At 56.5% G+C, this 21,860-nt stretch carries 16 protein-coding genes and 1 pseudogene; 13 read left to right on the top strand and 4 right to left on the bottom strand.

The window, feature by feature from the left end; all coding sequences use genetic code 11:
* Positions 1–89 precede the first annotated feature (89 nt).
* The 4 genes from RIB44_01035 to tmk all read left to right on the top strand — a co-directional run bounded on the left by RIB44_01035 (position 90) and on the right by tmk (position 6,730).
* Positions 90–2,357: a hypothetical protein gene (locus RIB44_01035; protein MEQ8615157.1), complete on the top strand. Its 2,268-nt coding sequence runs from the start codon at positions 90–92 to the stop codon at positions 2,355–2,357.
* A 330-nt stretch (positions 2,358–2,687) separates the two neighbouring features.
* Complete coding sequence (locus RIB44_01030) at positions 2,688–5,147, top strand: TolC family protein (GenBank protein MEQ8615156.1); 2,460 nt, start codon at positions 2,688–2,690, stop codon at positions 5,145–5,147.
* A complete protein-coding gene (locus tag RIB44_01025; GenBank protein ID MEQ8615155.1) occupies positions 5,089–6,075 on the top strand; it encodes a WYL domain-containing protein in 987 nt (328 codons plus the stop codon). Before RIB44_01030 ends, RIB44_01025 begins: the two co-directional genes overlap by 59 nt.
* Positions 6,076–6,124: 49 nt before the next feature.
* The gene (gene tmk / locus RIB44_01020; protein ID MEQ8615154.1) at positions 6,125–6,730 is read left to right on the top strand and encodes a dTMP kinase; all 606 of its coding nucleotides are present in this window, start codon (positions 6,125–6,127) and stop codon (positions 6,728–6,730) included.
* 70 nt (positions 6,731–6,800) lie between these two features.
* Here the strand turns inward: tmk and RIB44_01015 are convergent, their stop codons facing one another.
* Positions 6,801–7,742 carry a DUF368 domain-containing protein gene (locus RIB44_01015; protein ID MEQ8615153.1) on the bottom strand — a complete coding sequence of 314 codons (942 nt, stop codon included), beginning with the start codon at positions 7,740–7,742 and terminating at the stop codon, positions 6,801–6,803.
* 574 nt (positions 7,743–8,316) lie between these two features.
* Here RIB44_01015 and RIB44_01010 point away from each other — a divergent pair.
* Both RIB44_01010 and RIB44_01005 read left to right on the top strand, forming a co-directional pair.
* A complete protein-coding gene (locus tag RIB44_01010) occupies positions 8,317–9,315 on the top strand; it encodes a 4-(cytidine 5'-diphospho)-2-C-methyl-D-erythritol kinase (protein MEQ8615152.1) in 999 nt (332 codons plus the stop codon).
* A gap of 33 nt (positions 9,316–9,348) precedes the next feature.
* On the top strand, positions 9,349–9,894 hold the full coding sequence (locus RIB44_01005; protein MEQ8615151.1) for a SpoVG family protein: 546 nt from the start codon (positions 9,349–9,351) through the stop codon (positions 9,892–9,894).
* Between the two features lie 11 nt (positions 9,895–9,905).
* On the opposite strand, the gene floA is transcribed toward RIB44_01005, so the two are convergent.
* Both floA and mnmA read right to left on the bottom strand, forming a co-directional pair.
* Positions 9,906–10,895, bottom strand: a complete 990-nt coding sequence (gene floA / locus RIB44_01000) for a flotillin-like protein FloA (protein ID MEQ8615150.1) — start codon at positions 10,893–10,895, stop codon at positions 9,906–9,908.
* A gap of 88 nt (positions 10,896–10,983) precedes the next feature.
* Positions 10,984–12,096 carry a tRNA 2-thiouridine(34) synthase MnmA gene (gene mnmA / locus RIB44_00995; GenBank protein ID MEQ8615149.1) on the bottom strand — a complete coding sequence of 371 codons (1,113 nt, stop codon included), beginning with the start codon at positions 12,094–12,096 and terminating at the stop codon, positions 10,984–10,986.
* Positions 12,097–12,351: 255 nt separating this feature from the next.
* Between mnmA and prfB the strand changes: the two are divergent.
* Both prfB and RIB44_00985 read left to right on the top strand, forming a co-directional pair.
* A pseudogene (prfB, locus tag RIB44_00990) lies at positions 12,352–13,410 on the top strand (peptide chain release factor 2).
* Positions 13,411–13,600: 190 nt separating this feature from the next.
* On the top strand, positions 13,601–14,203 hold the full coding sequence (locus tag RIB44_00985; protein MEQ8615148.1) for a hypothetical protein: 603 nt from the start codon (positions 13,601–13,603) through the stop codon (positions 14,201–14,203).
* A 111-nt stretch (positions 14,204–14,314) separates the two neighbouring features.
* Here RIB44_00985 and RIB44_00980 read toward each other — a convergent pair whose 3' ends face one another.
* Entirely contained in the window at positions 14,315–15,406 is a 1,092-nt protein-coding gene (locus RIB44_00980) for a DUF1080 domain-containing protein (GenBank protein MEQ8615147.1), read from the bottom strand.
* A 178-nt stretch (positions 15,407–15,584) separates the two neighbouring features.
* On the opposite strand from RIB44_00980, the gene RIB44_00975 reads away from it, so the two are divergent.
* The 5 genes from RIB44_00975 (at position 15,585) to RIB44_00955 (ending at position 21,851) form a co-directional block, all read left to right on the top strand.
* Positions 15,585–16,346 carry a hypothetical protein gene (locus tag RIB44_00975; protein ID MEQ8615146.1) on the top strand — a complete coding sequence of 254 codons (762 nt, stop codon included), beginning with the start codon at positions 15,585–15,587 and terminating at the stop codon, positions 16,344–16,346.
* A gap of 138 nt (positions 16,347–16,484) precedes the next feature.
* Complete coding sequence (locus RIB44_00970) at positions 16,485–17,096, top strand: sigma-70 family RNA polymerase sigma factor (protein MEQ8615145.1); 612 nt, start codon at positions 16,485–16,487, stop codon at positions 17,094–17,096.
* A gap of 12 nt (positions 17,097–17,108) precedes the next feature.
* Complete coding sequence (locus RIB44_00965; protein ID MEQ8615144.1) at positions 17,109–19,964, top strand: protein kinase; 2,856 nt, start codon at positions 17,109–17,111, stop codon at positions 19,962–19,964.
* Positions 19,961–20,497 (top strand): hypothetical protein, encoded by a 537-nt coding sequence (locus tag RIB44_00960; protein ID MEQ8615143.1) that lies wholly within the window; start codon positions 19,961–19,963, stop codon positions 20,495–20,497. The genes RIB44_00965 and RIB44_00960 overlap by 4 nt, the downstream gene beginning before the upstream one ends.
* Before the next feature lie 82 nt (positions 20,498–20,579).
* A complete protein-coding gene (locus tag RIB44_00955) occupies positions 20,580–21,851 on the top strand; it encodes a hypothetical protein (protein MEQ8615142.1) in 1,272 nt (423 codons plus the stop codon).
* Positions 21,852–21,860 lie beyond the last annotated feature (9 nt).

Here is a 21,860-nt window from a genome sequence, read left to right as displayed (position 1 = left end):
CATTCTCCCCGCAAACCAGGGGATTTACGCAAACTCTACGGGCCAATTAGAATAGAGGATGAACTGAACGACTTTTGGGGAGGCGGTTGATGCCAGGAATCTACTATCGCAGGAAGCAATTACTTTTCGTCCTTCTCGGCTTTGCCCTACTTCCATTGTCCCCCTTAAGAGCGAATGAGGACGAGGCGGCGAAGTCTCTGTCTGCACAGCGAGTCGAATCGAAACTCGACGAGTTGGAGTCTTGGATTGCCAAGGGCGAAGAGGAAAGCCCGAAGCTGGAGCGTTGGCGACGCTACCTGTTTCTTGAGGATCTTCGCGGCGAACTTGAGTCCGACGAGCCCGACCCCGCAGTCGTGATGCGTTCCCTGCGGAAGTTTCGCAGCGAAGCTGACGGACTGCGGATGAGACGCTTCGTTGAGGCACGGAACGCGCTGACTAACTGGTCCCGCGAACTAAAAACACCAGACAGCGGCAAGCTATCCGACTACGCAGCAGCGGCCCGCGGCGATCATTCGCCCATCACTGAGTCGCAACTCGCCGAAGCCCGTGCTCAGCTTCGCCAGTCGGCGAGAAATTTGGAGCAAACGCTCGACCTCGGCTCATCCTTAGCGGCAACGTGGAAAGACTACCTGCACTGGGACCTACTCGAGCCTCAACTTGAGGACGATCATAAGCTGACACGAGAATCGCTTAGCAACTTAGGGAAAGTGCTCGCTCGCTTCCGCAGGAATGAACCGGGGCTCGAGCTTGATGTCTTCCGTGGCGTTGCAGACAACCTAGAGAGCTTTATTCCTACGGTAACTTGGGCAACGACCGCCAAGGTTCGTGACGCCAGTGCCGCATTCGACGGACTTCTCAAGGGGCTGGAGCAGCAACTTGAGCGCCACAGCGAGAAACCAACGAGTGAAACCCATTGGAAGATTACCAACGTCTACCGGCTTGCCAAGCAGCTTGGGGATTCTCCTTCTTTAGTCTCCGCAATCAAAGGTCGGCTCTCGAAGCCGAACGTCGTGGCTCGCGTCTCGTTGAATTTCCTCAATCGGACAGCACAACGCCCCGTCACCAACCAGCAGCCGGTGGTGGATTGCATCCTGGGAACCAGTATCCGGGGCACCGCCTGTACCCAGGGGACCGTGACGTTTCGCACGGAGCCGTCGGACAGCCAAATCGTACTCCAGACAGTTTTCACGGGAAGAACTTCGTCGCGGACCGTGGGCTACAACAAACCAGTGAAAATCTACAGCACGGGTCAGACAACATTCACTTCGACGAAGCAACTCCTCTTCAGCGACGACGCCTTCTTCGTGAACACCGCCGATGCAACAGCACGTACCAAGACCCGCACGAACGCCATTCGTAAAACTGGCGGCAAATTCGGAAGACGGATCGTTGAAAAAATTGCCTGGAAACGCGTCGGCGAGAGCAAGCATCAGGCTGAGCGTATCGCCGCCCAACATGCCGAGGTCAAGGTTGCCACCGGCTTTGATGAAGAAGTGAATGCCCTCATGGTCAACGGCAGAAAGCGGTACTTGGATCGCGTTGTTACGCCGCTCACGCGTCGAGACTTAGTCCCCGAGTACTTCCGCTGGAACTCGACGAGTCACGACCTGGGTGTTGAAGCAACGATTGCTCGCTCGACGCAGCTAGGTGCGTCGGTCCCACCAACGCCCGTACGCTTGGGCCACGATCTTTATTTCCAATTGCACGAGTCGGCGGTCAACAATTACTTGCCACTTGTGCTGTCAGGAGTGACCCTCTCGCAGGACGATGCGGACCAACCCCAGCAGGTTTCTGGCGACGCCCCGAAGTGGCTGAAGAAGGTTCAGCAATCTCGCCGCAAGGTGAAAGAAGTGGCCGAAGTTGTCGCTGAACCGGTCTTGGCTGATCCCACCGGCGAAACCAATCCCGACCAAGGCGATCAGGAGAGCAACTTCCAGCCATGGTCGATCACGCTCAACAATGACTTCCCGGCAAGTGTTGCGTTTAAGGACGGTAAGGTTGCCATCCGGATGAGGGCCTCGCAATTGACTTCTGAGGAGCGAGAGTTCAAAAATTGGGACTTCGTGGTCACTTATGAAATCCTCAAAGACGGCAATGGCATTCTCTTGAGACGAGTTGGAAAGATCGAAGTCTTGCCCACCGGATTCGATCCCGCATGGGACAAAAAGATGTCCACCGCCAAGAGTGGCTTTCGCAGTACGCTAGCAAAGAACATGAACGACCGGGCTGAGCGAGGCGAGGGGATCCCCAAAGAGATTCCCATCCCGGCGCTGCGTATCCCCGACCTGGGGGAACTCACTCTGCGCCAGCTAGAGAGTGATAGCGGTTGGCTCACGGTCGGCTGGGGCTTGCCCTAATACTACGCTGGTTTCCCTCCTGAGCTGTCAGGCGTAACCCGACGGGTGAAACTCTCTCAAGCCACTACCCGCCGGCTTACGCCTGACGGCTCGGAGACCGTTGCAAGCACTGCTAGCACCACTTCTTCGCAATTCCGGCAACTGCTGTGAAAGTTTGCCGATTAGGCCGCCGATACCGTTTATGACGGCTCTAACGTCTCGGCTGCGCGCTGGATTTCGCGCGGCTGACTCTGAGCAGTCCTGCCCGGGGGGGCAAGCCGATTGGCAAACTGCCAGTCGGGGTATCGACGTGTTCGCTCTAGGGCGAACCAAGGCTAGGAAAACCAGCACATGCCTCCCCTCCGACTCACCGCGACAACACGCAACCAGGCCAAGGAGTCCTTGGTACTTCTCCTGTGCGTTCTGACATTTGCCACTGGCTGCCAGCCGGTGCAACCGATCTTCTTCCGTGAAGACGGCGATCTCTCTCATTACATGGATCTCGCGACGGACATCGAGTACCCGGACGTCTGCGAACAGCCGCTCGAAGAAGTGACCGCAGCGGGGGCACCGTTAACGCTCGCGAATTCTGAGAATTTCGAGGTTCAAGACATCACCCTGGAACAAGTCACTCGCATCACTTTGGAAAACAGCAATGTGATGCGTCAGCTTGGCGGGCGGATTGCTGACGGCGGACAAAATATCTCAGCCACGACACCGGAAACGATTTCTGCAAGCAACGGCGCGAACATCACCACGACTTATGATGCGGCACTCGTCGAGAGTGGCAACGGCACGGGCACAGGGAGTGCCTTTAGCGGCACCGGTGTCGAGGCCGCGCTCGCCGAGTTCGATGCTCAGTTAGATAGTAGCATCACCTGGAACTACAACGACCGCCCCCAAAACTTCGGTCTCGCTGCCGCACCTGACTTCTTCGCTCCGCAATTCCGCCAAGACCTAGGCATAGGCACGATCGGCATCACAAAAGCCACTGCCGACGGTAGTACCTTCGAATTTCGCAACAATACGAACTACGAGCAAAACAACAACGGCAGCCGTACGCAAGCCAGTGATTGGACCACCAACTTCGAAGCTGCGTTTACACATCCTTTGTTGCAAGGCCGGGGCACGCAATACAACCGGATCGCCGGCGTGCAAACGTTCCAACAAGCCGCCAGCGGCTTCGTCAACAACATCGACGGTGTGATCATCGCACGGATTCGTCACGATGTGACGCTCGCCGACTTCGAGATTGGCGTCCGCAACCTGATGCGTGACGTCGAGGACGCTTACTGGGAACTCTACTTCGCCTATCGCGACCTCGACGCACGGAAGATCGGACGGGACAGTGCCTTGGAAACGTGGCGAAAAATCAAAGCCCTGCAGGAAGCAGGCGGTGAAGGGGGCGAGGCGGACAAGGAAGCCCAGGCTCGCTCCCAATACTACTTGTTCCGCTCCCAAGTCGAGACGGCACTGACAAACCTCTTCCGCGTCGAGAACCGACTACGCTACATCATGGGGCTCAGCCACTCCGACGGACGGCTCTTCCGACCGATTGACGAGCCAACCACGGCTCAGGTGCATTTCGATTGGGCAGCGATCCATGGCGAGGCCCTCACAGGTCGTGCTGAACTCCGTCGCCAAAAGTGGCAGGTAAAACGCCGTGAATTGGAATTGATTGCTTCCCGCAATCACCTCCTGCCGCGTTTAGATTTGGGCGGACGCTATCGTTGGCTCGGTGCGGGCGACCAACTCCTTCGCTCCGACCGCAACGGAATCGACCCCTTCTTGGATGGCTCAAACGCCTTCGAGGTCCTCACCGGCGGTGATTATCAGGAATGGCAAATCGATCTCCAATTCACCCTGCCGATCGGCTTCCGAAGGGCTCTCAGTGGCGTCAGACATCACCAGTTGTTACTCGCTCGCGAGAGAGCAGTCCTCCAAGACTTGGAACTGGAAGTCTCCCACCAGCTTGGCGATGCTATCCGTGACGTCGATCATAACTTTGGAGTGGTGAAGACCAACTTCATGCGTCGTGTTGCCAGCCAAGATGAGGTCGACGCGTTCAATGCTATTTACGACTCGGGAACCGTCACACTGGATGTCCTGCTCGACGCACAACGTCGTCGTGCGGAGGCGGAGAGTGCCTACTATCGTTCGCTCGTCGATTTCAACCGAGCGATCATGCGAGTTCATTTCCGCAAAGGGACGCTCCTGGAATACAACGGTGTCTACCTGGCAGAAGGGCCGTGGCCGAACAAGGCGAAGTTCGACGCCCTGTGGCGTGCTCGTCAGCGTGACGCGAGCAAGTATCTCGACTACGGCTACACAAGACCAAACGTGATTAGCCGTGGTCCACAGGCTCAAATGGCAATGCCGATGATGCAGCCCGTCGAGGCACTCCCTCAGACGACCGTCGATCCGATTCCGGCAACCGAGCAAGGACCCGAAGGTAGCAATCTGCAAACGGAAGACCCTGCCGTGCAGCAGGAAAACATCCCAGCACCGTTACCCGATCCGAGCGCCCAAGCCTGGCCGCAGATGCCCAATCGAGTCGGCCAAGTGCTGCAAGCCACCCATCTGCAGCCCTTGCCGCAAACTGGAGGCGGCAATTCGGCGCAGAGGATTCCACAAGATATAATCTACACCTCGTCGCCCGCGAACGGCCTGAGTGGTTGGCTCTCTAACAACACTCAACCGCCAGCGAGTCAGCCGCCTCAGAATTCCGCCTTCACGACGCTTGCCCCTCAAGATGAATTCGAAGCGAATCACGCGACTCCTCAAGCTGCTGGAAACCCTGCAGGCAGGTAACCACGAGAACGCAGCAGGCCTTGCCAAAGCCTGCAGTGTCAGTCGACGAACTATCTTTCGAGACCTGGAAACACTTCGCGAAGCGGGTGTCCCCCTGAAGTTCGACCGCCAGCGGGACGCCTACTGGATCGACGACGACTTCTTTCTGCCGCCAACCAATTTCACCGCCGAAGAAGCGCTCTCACTGATTGCCTTGGCGGATAATCTAGGCAACGGCAAAGGGCAACTCCCCTTCGGAGAGCCGGCACGCCGAGCGGCGATGAAGCTGGAGAGCATGCTCCCAGAACCGTTGCGGGAAGAAGTTCGCACCGTCGCCGGATCACTCGACATCCGCTTGGGCGCTGTGAGTCAAATCGCAGGACATCGCCAAACGTTCCGCGACCTACAGACGGCACTGAAGACTGGTAAGGTCGTCGCAATCGAGTATGAGAGCCTCACCGAGTGGGAACAGATCAAGACACGCCTGCGCCCCTACCAACTGCTATTCAGCCAGCACAGTTGGTATGTCATCGGACGCAGCTCGCTACATCGGGAAGTGCGAACTTTTCGTGTCAATCGCATTAGCTTGCTAACACCTAGCAACACAGACTACTCGATTCCCAAAGCGTTCTCGCTGGAAAAGTACTTGGGAAATGCCTGGCGGATCATGCCAGAGTCGGGCCGAGATCAGCAAGTCCACATCCGTTTCGATCCGCTTGTCGCTCGCAACGTGGCCGAAGTCCGCTGGCACAAAACGCAACGCACGAAGCAACTCCCTAACGGCAGTCTCGACTTTAGGGTCCAGGTCTCAGGGCTGCATGAAATCGCTTGGTGGATCCTTGGCTACGGCGATCAGGCAGAGGTCCTCAAACCAACGAAACTCCGAAAGCTTGTCGCGGGTCGAATCAACCGGATGCACGAAAGATACAACGGAGCAGAGGCAACCTGAGACCACGCTGGTATCGTCATAGCGACAAACTCAGTAGACTAAGCACGCTATGTTTGTCTCTTTCGATGGTATCGACGGTGTCGGCAAGACGACTCAGATCGAGCAGTTTTGCGATTGGTTGCAAGGGCAGGGCAGGGAAGTCGTTTTCTGTCGCGATCCGGGCACGACGCTGCTGGGCGAAAAGCTTCGCGAGATTGTTCTCAATAGCGGTGAAGAAACGACGATCTCCGCTCGGAGCGAGATGCTCCTTTATATGGCGGCCCGAGCGCAACTGGTTGAGGAAATCATCAAACCTGCTTTGTCGCAAGGAAAGACCGTCGTCTCAGATCGGTTCCTGCTGGCCAATATCGTCTACCAAGGCTATGCGGGAGGTCTGTCGGTCGAAGAGGTTCGCACGGTAGGCAAAGTTGCCACCGATGGCATTTCACCCGACTGTACTTTCTTACTCGATATGGATCCCGCCAAGGCACTACAACGATTGAATCGCGAACTCGACCGCGTCGAAAGCCGTGGCGACGACTATCGCAACCAACTTCGCGCGGGCTTTCTGGCTGAAGCCAAAGTGATGGGCAAGAGCTTGCACGTCATTGATGCGGATCGCGAGCCGGAGGTGATTCAGGCAGAGATTCAAGCGATCGCGGCAAGCTCTCTGTAGGGAGCTCCCTCCGCGGCGTTCCGCTAGCCTTGGACTTACGGAACGCCGCGGAGAGCGTTCCCTACAGTCATCATTCTTTCACTTTGGCCAAACGCTCCACCGCCAACACCGCGACAAACGCCACGACTGCCAACAACAAGCAGGTTGTGCACTGTGCGTTCCAGGAATCCGGCATAACGATCTCAAACTTCTTCAGAGATAGTCGCTCAACTTCAGGAGTCGTATCAACCTGAAAGGGCCAGATTCTCTTCAGTGAACCGATCATGAAGCCGCACAACACGGCCATCGTTAAGTTGTGATAGTGTTCCAGTAGCCAACGCAACAGCTTGGCGAACCCGATCAGGCCGATCGCGCAACCAGCAGCGAAAACTCCCAACTGCATCAATCCGGCAGTGGTGAATTCTAGGTGCGTCAGGTCCTTGATGATCTTGGTAACCGATTCGTAGGCTCCCAGGATCAGCAGAATGAACGCACCACTGATCCCGGGCAGGATCATTGCGCAGATCGCGACCATCCCGCAGAGGAAGAAATAACCAAGATTTTCGGAAGCTTGAATTGCTTCGAGCCCGACCAACCAGAAGGCAAATGCGGCACCAAGAATTCCTGCGACAACACAGAGCAGCGCCTGTCCCGAGTCCTTCGGCTTTACCATTCGCCCAACCAAAAGTGCCGAAGCGAGAATCAGCCCGAAGAACACCGCCAGAGTGGGACTGCGTTGATGCTCAAGTAAATAATGCATCAAGGTTGCCAAAGCGGCCACACCAGTAAGTATCCCCGCGCCGAGCGTTACTAGGAAGCGAAGATCGACCCGCTCCGCGGCCTCCTTCCATTGCCTTCCAACAATCAGCTTCACTAGCTGAGCATCAAACCGACTGATCGCGGTAACTAATCTTTCGTAGATCCCGACAATTAGCGCGATGGTCCCTCCAGAGACCCCCGGGACGATGTCCGCACTGCCCATCAGCAAGCCTTTGGCGAACAATGCAACTGTTTCAGAAATTGATTTGCTCAAACTCGACTGCTCCTAGACTTCGACTTGTTCATCTGGAAATTCAGTGAACGTCTTTCTTAAACTCTAAGCCACGATTGCGCTCACTTTCTCAGATAATGTACTACGGAACAATGTTCTGCGCAAATCTCCTGATTTTGCGGGTTAATGTCCATCTAAGCACGTCAGATTAAGTTGACCCGGTATCTGAAACGCCTTATTCTGCAACCCTGTGGATTCGACAGAGTCGTGATCGATTCCAACGGTGGTCGCCTCAGAAGGCGAGCAAATTATTGCTTGCCCTGGAGTGGTGCCTTGAATCGTCGCGGAGCTTTCCGTCGAGACTGACTGGGTCTCAACGCGTGAATCCGAACAACCTTAGAGAACGAAGCGTCATTCTAGTCCCGACCTGCCTCTTCGCCGAATCTAGCGAATTAAGGTTGTGACGCGGCTGTTATCTTCGGTTGAATGAAGAGTCGGGCAGTAGCAGATGACGGTAGTGGGGGCACGACCGTTCAAAGAAGGTAACTTGTAGCCGCGTTAGCTGCTACGCTTTTCGCAACGAACCTTGCGCTGATTCACAACTTCGACCAACCCCATGCTTGTCTCGCGAACTCTCACGAAGAGCCCCGAAAACTGGACCGCACTAGCCCCGGCCAAGCTGAATCTTTCTCTTGAGGTACTGGGTAAGCGTGACGATGGGTTCCACGAATTGGAAACCCTGATGGTTCCCGTTCGCCTGTTTGATACGCTCTCATGGACACCCACTGCATCGAAAGAGAGTTCCCCGTTTAGTTTTCGCCTTACAAATCCTACTTCCGGCGACACGCCAGCAGACCAAACGAACCTCGTTGTCCGAGCGGTTGAGTTGCTCGCCAAAGAGGCTGGCACCGCTCCTCAGGGCGTTTTCACTCTGACGAAACGCATCCCCACGCAAGCGGGAATGGGTGGCGGCAGCAGCGACGCCGCAGCGGCCTTGATGCTGGCGAACCGTGCTTGGGGACTTAACTACCCAAACCAGCGGCTCGCCCGCTTAGCCGCAAAACTCGGCAGCGACGTCCCCTTCTTCCTCGCGGGAGGTCCCGCCGTCTGCCAAGGACGGGGTGAACGAACGCAAGCTGTCCGAGGTTTACAAAAGCTTCACTTTGTCGTTGTTAAGCCGACGGAAACGGTTTCAACACGTGAAGCTTTCTCCGCGCTTCAAGCTGTGCCCTACGACGATCCCGAAACAGCGAAGAAAACAACCGCGTTGGAATCACTCATCGGGTTGCTGCGGGGAGGCCGCCTCCACAAAGCCGCTAGTCAGATGCGAAACTCTTTCCAAGACGTCATTTGCCAAATTGAGCCTAGTCTCCAGCGTCTTGTGCAAAGACTCAATGAGACCAACCCCTGGGGGGGCATGATGACCGGCAGCGGCTCTGCGTTCTTTTGCCTTTGCCGAAGTGCGAGTCATGCGAATCACGTTGCAGGGAGATTGAGAAGTAATTTAGACTGGATGCAGGGTAGCAATCAGCGAGGGACTGTTTCTGAAACTGCTGTTGGCGGAGCACATGACAGGACACACGGGACGGTTTGGACGACATCGACTTGCCATTAGCGTGCTTGGCAGGAAGCACGCAGGGAGACCACCGTGGACATCACTGAAGTACGCATCAAGCTCATGGATGAACCGGGAGAACGCCTCAAAGCGTTCTGTTCGATCACCTTTGACGATTGCTTCGTCGTACGCGATTTAAAGATTATTGAAGGCACCAGCGGCCCGTTCGTCGCCATGCCTAGCCGCAAGCTTACCGCCCACTGTCCTAAATGCGGTATGAAGAACCATCTGCGTGCTCCCCACTGTAATCAGTGCGGAGTGAAGCTCCCGCAAGATCGGCTTCCAACGGACAACGATGGTCGGGCCAAGCTCTACGCGGACATCGCGCACCCGATCAACTCTTCCTGCCGCGAGATGATCCAGGAACACGTAGTCAGTGCCTACTACGAAGAGCTCGAACTCGCGAAGCAGCCCAACTACAAGTCGCGATACGACGACTTCGACCTCGACTATCGCACGCCAAAAACCGAAAATCATCGAGTCGACGAAGCTCACGACGGGACGAAGAGCCCAACGAAAAAACAAGCAGGGCAGGGCACCGAAAAGAGAAGCGACGGCTTCGGCGAGGGGGTCTTCTAGCCGCTAGCGGCCTAGCCCGCCCCGTTACTCCCGATCGTTGCCAGGTTCCCTTGACGGAACGCATCGGCCATGGCCTGAGGAACTTCTGCCTGAGCGAGGACGACCTGAGCCCGATTCAAAGCCACGTCGGCTTTCATCTCTTGTTCGCGGGCCATTGCGTTCGCCTTGCGTTGTTCAGCTCGAGCTTGAGCCATTCGCGTATCGGCCTCGGCTTGATCGGCTTGCAAACGGGCACCGATGTTTTCGCCAATGTCGATGTCGGCGATATCGATCGAAACGATTTCAAATGCCGTGTGTGCGTCGAGCCCGCGTTCCAATACTGCCTTGGAGATGCGATCTGGATTCTCCATCACTTCGAGGTGATCCTCCGCGGAGCCGATCGAGGTAATGATGCCTTCACCCACACGAGCGATAATCGTTTCCTCGGTGGCACCGCCAATCAACTGCTGCAAGTTCGTCCGCACCGTCACGCGAGCGCGGATCTTCAATTCGACACCATTGCGGGCGACCGCGCTGAGTGTCGTCTTCGAGGAACGCTCAGGGTCGGGGCAATCGATCACTTTGGGATAGACGCTCGTCCGCACCGCGTCGAGAACGTCACGCCCCGCGAGGTCAATCGCTGCCGCACGGTCGAAATCAAGATCGATGTCCGCCCGCTGAGCCGCGATGATCGCGTTGATCACGCGTGGCACGTCACCACCAGCCAGATAGTGGGCCTCGAGTCGTTGCGTCGTGATGCCGGTTTGAGCGTCGGTTCCAACACCGGCTTGCATCGCTTGAATTTTCGCATCAACGATCGTCCGCGGGTTCACTTGGCGAAGCGTCATACCCAACAGGCTTAGCATGCTCACTCGCGCATTGGATGTATAAGCCTGCAACCAGAGATTCCCAAACTTGATGAACAGCCCGACAACGACAAGGCAGATCAACAGCCCAAAGCCGATGGCAACAAGAATGACTACCTGGCTAGTTTCGATTCCAAGGAGGAGAGGAACGGACATCATCGATTTCCTAAATTGTTCGATCAGATTCGGAAGTCTCTACTTGTTGAAGAATAATCGATCGTAGGAGTCGAGAGAAGTAGGCCGACTACTCAATCCACCCGCCTCCCAGGACCCGATCACCGTCAAACACCACGGCTGCCTGCCCAGGAGCAACGGCAAACTGGGGCTCGTCGAACAGCACCGCTAGCGTGCCGTCATTGCAAATCTCGACTTCCGCCGGGGCAGCCGGGGCGTTGTAACGGATCTGCACCTCGCACCGCTGGGGAACGTAGTGGAGGTCGACCAGCCAGTTACAATCGCGAGCAGTAAGGTTGCTACGTCCCAATTCTTCACGATCCCCAAGCACCACCCGGCGAGAATCGGCTTCGATCCGCACCACGAATTTCGGCTCGCCGAGCGCGACTCCGAGCCCCTTTCTCTGTCCTACCGTAAAGCCTTCGATCCCTTGATGCTCGCCAACGACCGTGCCCTCAGTTGTGACGAGTTCGCCGGAAGTATCTACATGCTGCTCAGTTCCTCGCTCTTTGCGAACGAACTCATCGTAGCGGCCGCGTGTGACGAAGCAAATCTCTTGGCTATCTTTCTTCTCCGCGACGTTCATCCCCATCTCGCCAGCGATCTGACGGATGGTTGGCTTCTCAAATCCGCCAACCGGCAGCAGCATTCGACTGAGGTACTTTCGCTTGATGCCGAACAGGACATACGACTGATCTTTGCCTTGATCGATGCCCCGCAGCAGTCTTTCGCCTTCCAGCCGCGCATAGTGCCCGGTCGCCACGTACTGCGCACCAACACTATCCGCGTAGTCGAACAGCTTGCCGAATTTGATCCAGTTGTTGCACTGAACGCACGGATTCGGCGTTCGACCGGCAGTGTACTCATCGACGAAGTAGTCGATAATCTGCTTGAACTCGCGGTCGAGGTTCAAGGCATAGAACGGAATCGCAAGCCGATCCGCCACGCGCCGTGCATCCTCAGCATCCGCCGCCGTGCAACAACCCTGCTTGTGGTCGAGTCGGTTGACCACGGGCAACTCCACGAGCGAAGAAGTTTGGCTCGCCTCAGTGGCACAGGCGACTGGCGACTCGTGCCCATGCCGCATGAACACCCCGATCACCTCATGCCCCGCTTCAAGAAGCAAGTGCGCAGCGACACTCGAATCGACGCCTCCTGACATTGCTAGTACGACTCTGGCCATACACCGAGTTTATGAGCCGCATTCTCTGCAAACAAGCGTTTAGCCGCCGAGCTTGCCCGGCGTTAGCACCGCGTTTAGTCCGAGCGCCGAGCAAGCTCGGCGGCTAAACATTGTTTCTTTGTGTCCTTTGCGGTTCGACACTTTCAGCTAGAATACCGCTTGTTACATGCAAACTTACCAGGAGTCCCGCACTGATGTTGGAAAAGGAATGGCTCGACCGGGCCGAGGCGATTCGCCAAGCAATCACCCAACTGCGGGACTCTCTTTGACTGCCTAGGCAAGCAGCAGCGGGTCACCGAAATCGACCAAGCCATGGCCGCCCCTACGTTCTGGGACGATCAGGAGACGGCTCAGCCGCTCGTTCAAGAGCGGAGTAACCTCGTGGCAATTCTCAAGCCGCTCGATGAGGCCCTTTCCGCCAGCGATGACCTCGATGCGATGGTCGAAATGGCGGCTGAGGACGAGGCTTTCGCCACGGAAGCTCAGGGCGAAATCGTCCGTTTGGAAAAAATCGTCGAAGAACTAAAACTGCAAGCCCTGCTCAGCGGCCCGCACGACGCCGCCGGGGCGATCATCACGATCAACGCCCGCGATGGCGGGACCGACGCCAACGACTGGGCGGAGATGCTCCTGCGGATGTATCTGCAGTGGGGGCAGAAGAACGAATACTCGGCTGAACTCATCGACCGCCAAGATAACGAGGAAGCCGGCATCAACAACGCCACGATCGCCCTCCGCGGCCCGATGGCCTACGGCTACCTCAAAGGCGAAACCGGCATCCATCGATTAGTACGGATCAGTCCGTTCAATTCGGAAGGAAAACGACAGACCAGTTTCGCAGCCGTGGACGTCTCGCCGGAGATTTCTGATTCGGTCGAGATCGAGATCAACGAGTCCGACGTGCGTGTCGACACCTACCGTGCCAGCGGGGCAGGAGGGCAACACGTCAATAAGACCGACAGTGCTGTGCGTTTGACGCACGAGCCAACCGGCATCGTCGTGCAATGTCAGAACGAACGAAGCCAACACAAAAACCGCGCCACCGCCTGGAAAATGCTCCGCGCCCAAATGGCCCGCCACGAGGAAGAAAAACGCGAGCAAGAGGACGCTGCCAAATACCAGAACCAGGCCAAGACCGGCTTCGGCTCGCAAATCCGCAACTACTTCCTTCACCCCGACCAACGCGTGAAAGATGCCCGCACGAAGTTCCAAATGGGTAACTTCCACGCAGTGCTCGACGGCGACATTCAAGGTTTTCTCGAGTCGACTTTACGCTGGAGGGCAGGGCAGCCTGTCGAGGAAGGCGACGATTAGATTTTTTTACCACAGAGATCACGGAGAACACGGAGGTTCGATGCATAATTCTCGCAAGGCTGACAAGCTGCAAGAAATTAAGCGAAATCAATCGTCTTTCACTGCATAATACTCTCGCCAAAAAACACTAACATTTCGAATTGCAATTACCCTTTCGAGCTTTGGCTCTCCAACAACCTCCGTGTTCTCCGTGTCCTCTGTGATTAATAATAAATCGGTTGAGTCACTGGATGAGAACAGTCGTGGCGTCCGCGTCGAGTTCTTTCAACTCGCCGACCGCTACTGCCACAAAATCTACCTCGTCGCGGGCGAACGGAGCGTGCTAGCCCTGGAATCCGTCGAGGCTGGAATTTCGAGCAACCATGAAAGCCCCGCTTATCAGGATCTTAACCTGGAAGAAATCGCGGGACGCAAGTTTGCCGCGCTGGTCGGCATGAGCGGGTCCTGCCATTGGTCGCTCACGGTCGAACCTTCGAACGACCCCCAGAAGCCCGGCATCCTGTTCGACGCCGCCTGTCGCATGAAGGCAGCCATCCCGCGGGTGAGTAGCGTCTACCAGCTCTCCTACGAATCGACACTCGCGTCTGGTGAAGCCATTCACTCCGTGAAAACACCTCTGGGCAAGCTCGACATCGCTGCCCTGCCGCTCAAGGATGAACCTCAGGGAACCCCGCCGGTTGAAGTCGCCTACCATCAGCAAGAATTGTTGGTGCGTAGAGAGATCGCCCCACCAGATCAACTGCCTGCAACCGTGCGGTGGCGATATACACTCTCACTGAGCCGTGAAGCGTAAGCTCACGGGTAGCACTTCGCCAAAGCTTCAACCCGAGTGCTAACGCATCACGGCTCGGAACCGGGAAATGTCACGATGATGCGTTCGCTGTCGCTCACGCACCTTACAGGCCTAATTCGAAGCGAGGTCAAAGTTGAAGACATTGTCACCGTCGACAACTTCAACCACCAAGCCTGTCGTTTGCTTAAGTTGATATTTTTTAGGGATCGCCTCGTTGTCCGCCAGTTGCACTTTATAGGACCTCGCCTTAAGCCGATGTCTGAATCCACCTTGCTTATCTAAGGGAACTTCATAAACGCGCATAGCACCTTCGGGATCTTTGATCTCATGAAAAAAGCGTATCGTGCCACCGACAACGGGCGCCCCATTGACAGTTACTTTCCCAGTGACTTCGTTTTCCTTCTCCACCGGCACCAACTTATCACCTTCCTTGATGCTCGGCGGATGCACTCGCTCACCAACGGGAGGCTTGATTTCACGCACCCACATGTTGCGATAACGGACCGGGTTGTTGTGGTCTTGAAGAAAGATCGGCAGCTTTCCATGTGGCTTGTAGCTAGGCGGCCTTTCATAAGGCGTATCGCCTTGTAGCTCAAAGTGGTTCTGAACCACCACGCCGTTGTGAATCGCGGTGATGTAGGCGGGGCTTTTGAGCGAACCGTCCTCGTTGAACTGTGGCGCAGTCCAAATGATGTCGTAAGTGTTCCACTCGCCCGGTGGTCGCATGGCGTTCGCCCAAGGTGGGGTCTGCTTGTAGATGCCACCCGCCTGGCCATCGAAGTAAGTCTTGTTTTCGTAGGAATCAAGAACTTGCAGCTCGTAGCGACCGAAGAACACGCCGCTGTTTCCACGCTGCTGACTCTTCGCGTCGCCTGAAGTCGTCGGCGAAGACCATTCGATGTGCAATTGGCAGTCGCCGAATTTCTGCTTCGTCGTGATGCCGCCCTTACCTACGGTCGCGACACCGTCCTCGATTTTCCAGTTCTCGCCGTTGTTCCAAGCATCGAGGTTTTTCCCATCGAACAGCACAATGGCGTCGGAAGGAGCCCTGTCGTTCGTCTTGCCTGGCGTGACGATTTTCGGCTCTTCCCATTGAATCCCAGAGAGGTATTCCTTCGCGTTAGCGAGTGAACAGATCGCTCCTGAGATCAAACAAACGGCAAACAATACGGATACGGTAAAACGGGTCGGTTTCGAGAGCATGAGGGGCCTTCGGGCGAGGTTAAGGAATTGATGTCCTCGGATTATGGCCCGCAGGAGGCTGACCCGCAAGAAACACCCCGCGAAACGGCAGCACTTCGGTCATTGTCAGGACGCGATTGGTGCGTCAAAATAGGCAGTTCGCACTAAGCCACTGACGCCTCCTATACCCTCGCGCAAGATGTTCGACCAAATCGAAAAGATCAAGTCTGAGTACACCGACAAGTACGTCGCCGTTGACCCCAGCCGTGCCGAGTTGGCACGCTTCAAGGACCTCGTCGGCCAAGTAAAGACCGTCAACATGAGTGGTCGCGCGTTGGTGGAGTTCATCGATTACAACCTCAGCACAGGTTGGTTCGATATCGACTTGGACTATTTGAAGGTCGTCGACAAGCCGGCTCCCAAGCCCAAGGAAGAGAAGAAGCCAGCGGCCAAGAAAGCGGCTCCCAAGAAGGCCGCTGACAAGCCCAAAGCTGACGGCGAGAAGAAACTCTCACCGTTAGAACTGGCTCGCCAACAAGGTTCAGCCGGGAAAGAGGCAGTCGCCAAGGCGAACAAGCCCAGCTCGACAGCAGACATTCTCGCCGCGGCACGAGGCGGTGCGAAAGCAGAAACCGAAGCTGCCCCGAAAGCGAAAAAAGCGGCGCCGGCTGCTTCAGCACCTGCGAAACCCGCCGCAAGCGACAAGCCAGCGAAAGTCGACCGTTCCAAGATGTCGGTCGCCGATATGCTCGCTGCAGCCCGTGGTGGCGCGGGACCTGCGGCCAAAGAAGAAGCGCCCGCCGACGAGCCAGAACCAGAAGTGGAAGAGCAAGCCGCTGAGGAATCCGCTGAAGAAGCGGCCCCTGAGCCCGCGGCTGCGGCTCCCAGCGGCGGGAAAGTCGACAAGGCTTCAATGAGTGTCGATGAGATGATCGCGTACTGCCGTCAGGCAGATGCCTGAGCGGCTTGGTTTCTCTCAGAGAGTCCTCTCCGGCAGGCTGTTAGCCTGCGGCTGGCTTGCTACTCTGCAATTCTCCAGCGAGCCGCGAGCTAACAGCTCGCCGGTGTACTCTCGATCGCCATCCCTTCTCTATACGCTATGCCCTCCGCTGATTCTATCTCCTCAACCTTGCTGGTTCGACTTCGCCAGCAACAGCCCGATGCTTGGGAGCGCCTAACGACGCTCTTCGGCCCCATCGTCTACGGCTGGTGTCGGCGGGCGGAATTAAACTCAGCGGATGCCGCCGATGTCACCCAAGAGGTTTTTCGCTCGGTGGCAACCGGCCTGGAGAAGTTCCGCCGAGATCGTCCGGGCGACTCATTTCGCGGTTGGCTGACCACGATCGCCCGCAACCGCATCCGCGACCACTACCGTCGGGTTGCCAACCGGCCGCAAGTGCGGGGTGGGACCGAGTTCAACAGGCGGGTCCAAGACCTGCCCGACCATGTTTTGCCCGATGGGGACGCCGACGCCAGTCTCGATGGTCTTAGCACGGCCAGCGTCGAATCACGCAGCGTCTTGCATCGGACGCTGCAGTACGTCCAGGCGGAGTTTGAGCCCAACACTTGGCAGGCTTTTCTGAGAACTACCGTTGAGCAACAAGTCCCGGCTGACGTCGCTGAGTCGCTGGGCATCTCCGTGAATGCGGTCTACAAGGCAAAAAGCAAGGTTCTGAGGCGATTACGTGAGGAACTTGATGGACTCCTGTAGGGAACGCCCTCCGTGGGGTTCCGCAAACTCGGGCACCGGAACGCCACGGAGGGCGTTCCCTACAGTTTTCTGAAAAAAGGTGGCAGACTCCTACGTTCTTCTCCTGGCAAGGCAAAACTTGCCGTTGAGGACGCCAATCAAGGAGAATGCATCGTGATGACTGCCGCACGCTACCAATCAAAATCGCATCCCGCCCTCGAACTACTCAGCGATTACGCTCTCGGACGCCTCGATGAGGCGGAACTGGAGGGAATCGCCGAGCATCTCGACCAGTGCGACGACTGTCAGGAAACGCTTACCTCTCTCGCAAGCGAGGACACACTTGTTCGCGGACTTGCGATGGAGTTTGAAACTTCATCCTACGAGTCCGAGGCCGATCTGGCAGCGGTGCTGGAATCGCTCAAGGAAAAACCACGGGAAGAAACGCTTGATTTCCAGCGAGGCCAGAACGATCCCGAAGACGCAATCACCCCGCAAACCCTTCGCGACTATCGACTCTTAGAAAAGCTCGGCAGTGGGGGGATGGGAACCGTGTATCGCGCGAAGCACGAGCGGCTCGGTCGACAGGTGGCACTGAAAGTCTTGCCGCGTGAACGCATGCGTCAGCCCCAAGCCATCGCACGCTTCGCACGGGAAATGCAAGCGGTCGGTAACCTCGATCACCCCCACATCGTCCGTGCGTTCGACGCGGGAGAGATCGACGGCAAGCACTTCTTGGCCATGGAGCTCATTGACGGGATTGATCTTTCGGCATTGTCCAAACAACAAGGCCAACTCTCGGTAGGCATCGCCTGTGAGCTCGTCCGCCAAGCAGCTCTCGGCTTGCAATACGCCCACGACCAGGGTCTGGTGCATCGCGATGTGAAACCGTCAAACCTGATGCTCGACCGGACGGGTACGGTGAAGGTTCTCGACTTAGGGCTCGCCCGTTTATTGAGCGACTCGGGTGATGAGTTGCACCCTGACGGTTCTGATGGCCATTCCCTTGAGGGGAGTAACTTTCAAACACTCGACCCGATCCTGACGGGCACGGATCAAGTGATGGGCACGCCCGACTACATGGCCCCTGAACAATGCACCGGAGCCAAAGTCGACGCGCGGAGCGATGTGTTTAGCCTAGGGGCGACCCTCTACAAACTGCTCACGGGACACGCTCCCTACTCCGGGAGCGAGTTCAACACGCTCGCCAAGAAAATCACAGGACTGACAGAACGCCCGGTTCCTCCAGTAACGACACACCGTCAGGATTTGCCAACCAAGCTGGTGAAGCTCATCGAGAAGATGCTAGAGAAAGACCCTGATCGCAGGCCTCAAACGGCAGCAGAGGTTGCAATGTTGCTTGAACCCTTGGCTTCCGCCACAAAAGTGCAGGATCTGTTAACGACCTTACACGGCGAAGACGCAAGCGTCACAGACAAAGTCCCCCCATCGCTTGAGTCTTCGCCGCCATCGGGGTTCGGCCGTAAGTGGCTCGTCGGTGCCGCCTTCTTTGGCTTCCTAGTCGCTGCAGTTGTGCTGCTAAAGCTCCAAACCCCCGAGGGCCAACTCACGGTCGAAGTCCCTCCCGAGGCCCGCGATCAAGTGCAAGTCGAGGTCCGCCAGGGCGATCAAATCAAGGTTCTTAATCCCGAGGAAGGGTGGGAGGCTCGACTCGACGAAGGCAACTGGGAAATCATGCTGAAGAACGCTGGCGACGATTTGAAGCTCGACAAAGATCAGGTGACCATCCAGCGCGGTGAGCAGGAACTGGTGCGGATCGTGCTGGATCGAAAGAAAGCAACGAACCGCCAGGTGAAGGCTGCTGAAGTCTCCGTTCTCGACTTGACTGCCGATCCCAAACGCAGCGAGTGGAGTCTCGATTGTACGCTCTATACGAAGGCGTACAAACTCGATGGGAATCAAACAATCGATCTTGGCGACAAACTTCGTTGGCAGGTGCGGTCAGAATATCGTGGCAACACTCCACAGGGCCCCGTTGTCGATCCGAGAATTACTATCGCTCTTGTGGACGATAGCAAAAACTTTTGGCCAATGATCATGAAGCTGTCTCTTGAGCAGGCACGTGGATTTCAGGGGGTCGTTGCGAGCGTCTCAGAAAAAAGAATGCTGCAAGCCATGCCTCACCGCCTATCGGCCACGATGGATGTTGAACAATTACCACGAGATGAAATCGGAAGAATTCAACTGCCAGAGGACGCTTGGTTTTCATTCGGGAAGTCGAGTGACAAGTCTGATCGATTTCCTCTCGAGTTGAAGGTTTATCCGCAAGCGAAGCAACGAAAGAACCCAATTTGTACTGCCAAAATGTCGCATGCAATTGGACTACGCCTAGCTTCACAGCTCAAGCAAGCGGTTGAAATCAAAAAACGCGAGCAAGCTCTGAAGCGACAAGAGCCAGGGGTACTTCGGAGATTCAGCCCCATCGTTGACGCACCGATCAGCGAACACAAGCGGGTAGTGAAAGAAAGGGATGGCGGTGGCTATGTCGCCAGCGAGTGGCAATTTAATCCTACTGAGCCAACCACTTTACGGCTTTTCGAAATCAACAAACCTGAAAACGTTGAGAACTGCGTCGTCACGTTCCGCGCGAAAATGAAGACCAAGGATCTCGAAGGCAAAGCCTACCTGGAGATGTGGGTCCGCGTCCCCCCGAATCCTGAAGCGTTCTCCAAAGGCTTCCACCACGCAGTAAGCGGCACCAACGACTGGGCAACTTACGAAACACCGTTCTTCCTGAAAAAGGGCGAGCAGGCTGATCTGCTGAAGCTTAATGTTGTCACTGAAGGGGCGGGCACCATCTTTCTGAATGATGTGGAGGTGATCGTCGCACCGATGCCGGGAAGTCCATCAGCGGAGGCCAAACGATGAAAGACGAAACTAGCCAACTCGTGGACCGGATCGCCGAACTCGAATCGCAAGTCGAAGGCCTCAACGCTTCATTCGGAAAAGCCGGCGTCCGCCGACGATCAGAAGCAACGCTGTTCGGGCTTCCCCTCTACGACATCGCTCTCGGTCCCGATCCGGCAAGCGGAGAAATGCGTGGGCATGCACGGGGCATTTTTGCTGTTGGCGATATCGCCACCGGCGTCGCGGCCTTCGGCGGAATCGCCCGCGGGTTGATTGCGCTCGGTGGTGTTGCATTTGGCGGAATCGCAATCGGCGGCTGCGCTATCGGACTGCTACTCGCATTCGGGGGCTTCGCCTTAGGGACGATTGCCGTTGGTGGTGGAGCCGTTGGACTGATCGCGGTCGGTGGCGGTACAGTCGGTTACTACGCCTTCGGGGGTGGAGCTTTTGGCAAGTACGTCGTCAGCGGAGCTCATATCGACCCCGAAGCCTTTGAGTTCTTCAAGAAATGGTTCCCCCAACTCACAGAAATCATCAAGCGACCGCCAGGTTAGAACGCAACAATCCAAAATCCGTGTCATCCGTGCAATCCGTGGCCAAAAAATAACGCTTACCAAATCAACAAGGAAAATTCTTATGCTACGCTCAATCCTTCTCTTCGTGCTTCTCACGGTATTGCTCGCATTGACTTCCCACGCCCAGCAACCTCTTTCTCCCGTGGTTGAGGCCATGCTCGTGCAGGGCAAGCTCGCCGACGCGGAAAAGCAGCTCGAAGCTCAATTGGCCGATAATTCTGAAACACATGGCGAAGACGCCAATGCTCGCTTTGCCTTGGGTGCGGTCCAGACACTCGACGCCGTTGAAGACCTCATGCAGTCGCTCCACAAGCACGGGCTAAACCCCTCTTGGCAAACGATGCTGCCCTTCGTGCGCTTGCCAGTTCCCAAGAATGACAATCCAGTGCCGCTCACCAACGAGGCTTTCCGCCAGATGATCGCGGACTTCTCCGCGGACCTTGCCGAGGCGGAGGCAACACTCGCGAAGATCCCCACCGACGCGAACGTGAAAGTGCCGCTCTCGGTCGGCATGTTTCGGATGGACTTCAACTCTGATGGCGTGGCTGACGAGAAGGAAGCCCTGTGGATCATCTTCAATCGCGTTTTTACGCGGGGACGACGCAACCAGGGCATCACTCAACAACAGGCGGAACAGTTTACGATCGCTTTCGACACAGCCGATGCAATTTGGCTGCGCGGCTACTGCCATGTGCTGCAAGCCCTGTGCGACGCTCATTTGGCGTACGATACGCAAGAGTTACACGATAGCTGCGCTCACCTTTTCTTCCCGAACGCAAAGATGCGTTACCGCTACGAACGCCCCGGCACGAGTGCCGGATTCACACCCAATAACATTGCCGACGCAATCGCGTTCATCCACCTGCTGAAGCTACCTGTGGCCGAGCCCGATCGCATGGCAAGCGCGAGAAAACATTTACTCGAAGTCATCGCACTCAGTCGGCAAAACTGGAAAGCCATTCAAGCCGAGACCGACGACGATCGCGAATGGCTTCCCGGGCCGAATCAAGAGAACTGCGTCATCCCTGGGATGCGAATCACCGGCCAGATGGTGAAGGGCTGGGACACAGCACTCGACGAGTTCGAGCGGCTACTCAACGGCGAGAAACTGGCCCCCTTCTGGCGTGAGCCTGCTGGCAAGGAGAATCGGCGGGGCGTGAACGTCAAGAAAATGTTCACTGAGCCCGCCGAATTCGATCTCGTTCTGTGGGCTCAAGGCAGCGGACTAGAACCGTTCCTTGAAGAAGGCGAGATCACCGACCCGGCCATGTGGCGAGACATCCAACGCACCTTCGGCGGTCGCTTTACTTGGTTCGCGTTCTGGATCAACTAGCCAGACCGC

This window comes from Lacipirellulaceae bacterium, from assembly GCA_040218535.1.
GTDB lineage: Bacteria > Planctomycetota > Planctomycetia > Pirellulales > Lacipirellulaceae > Adhaeretor.
This window is presented reverse-complemented; position numbering and strand designations above follow the sequence as displayed.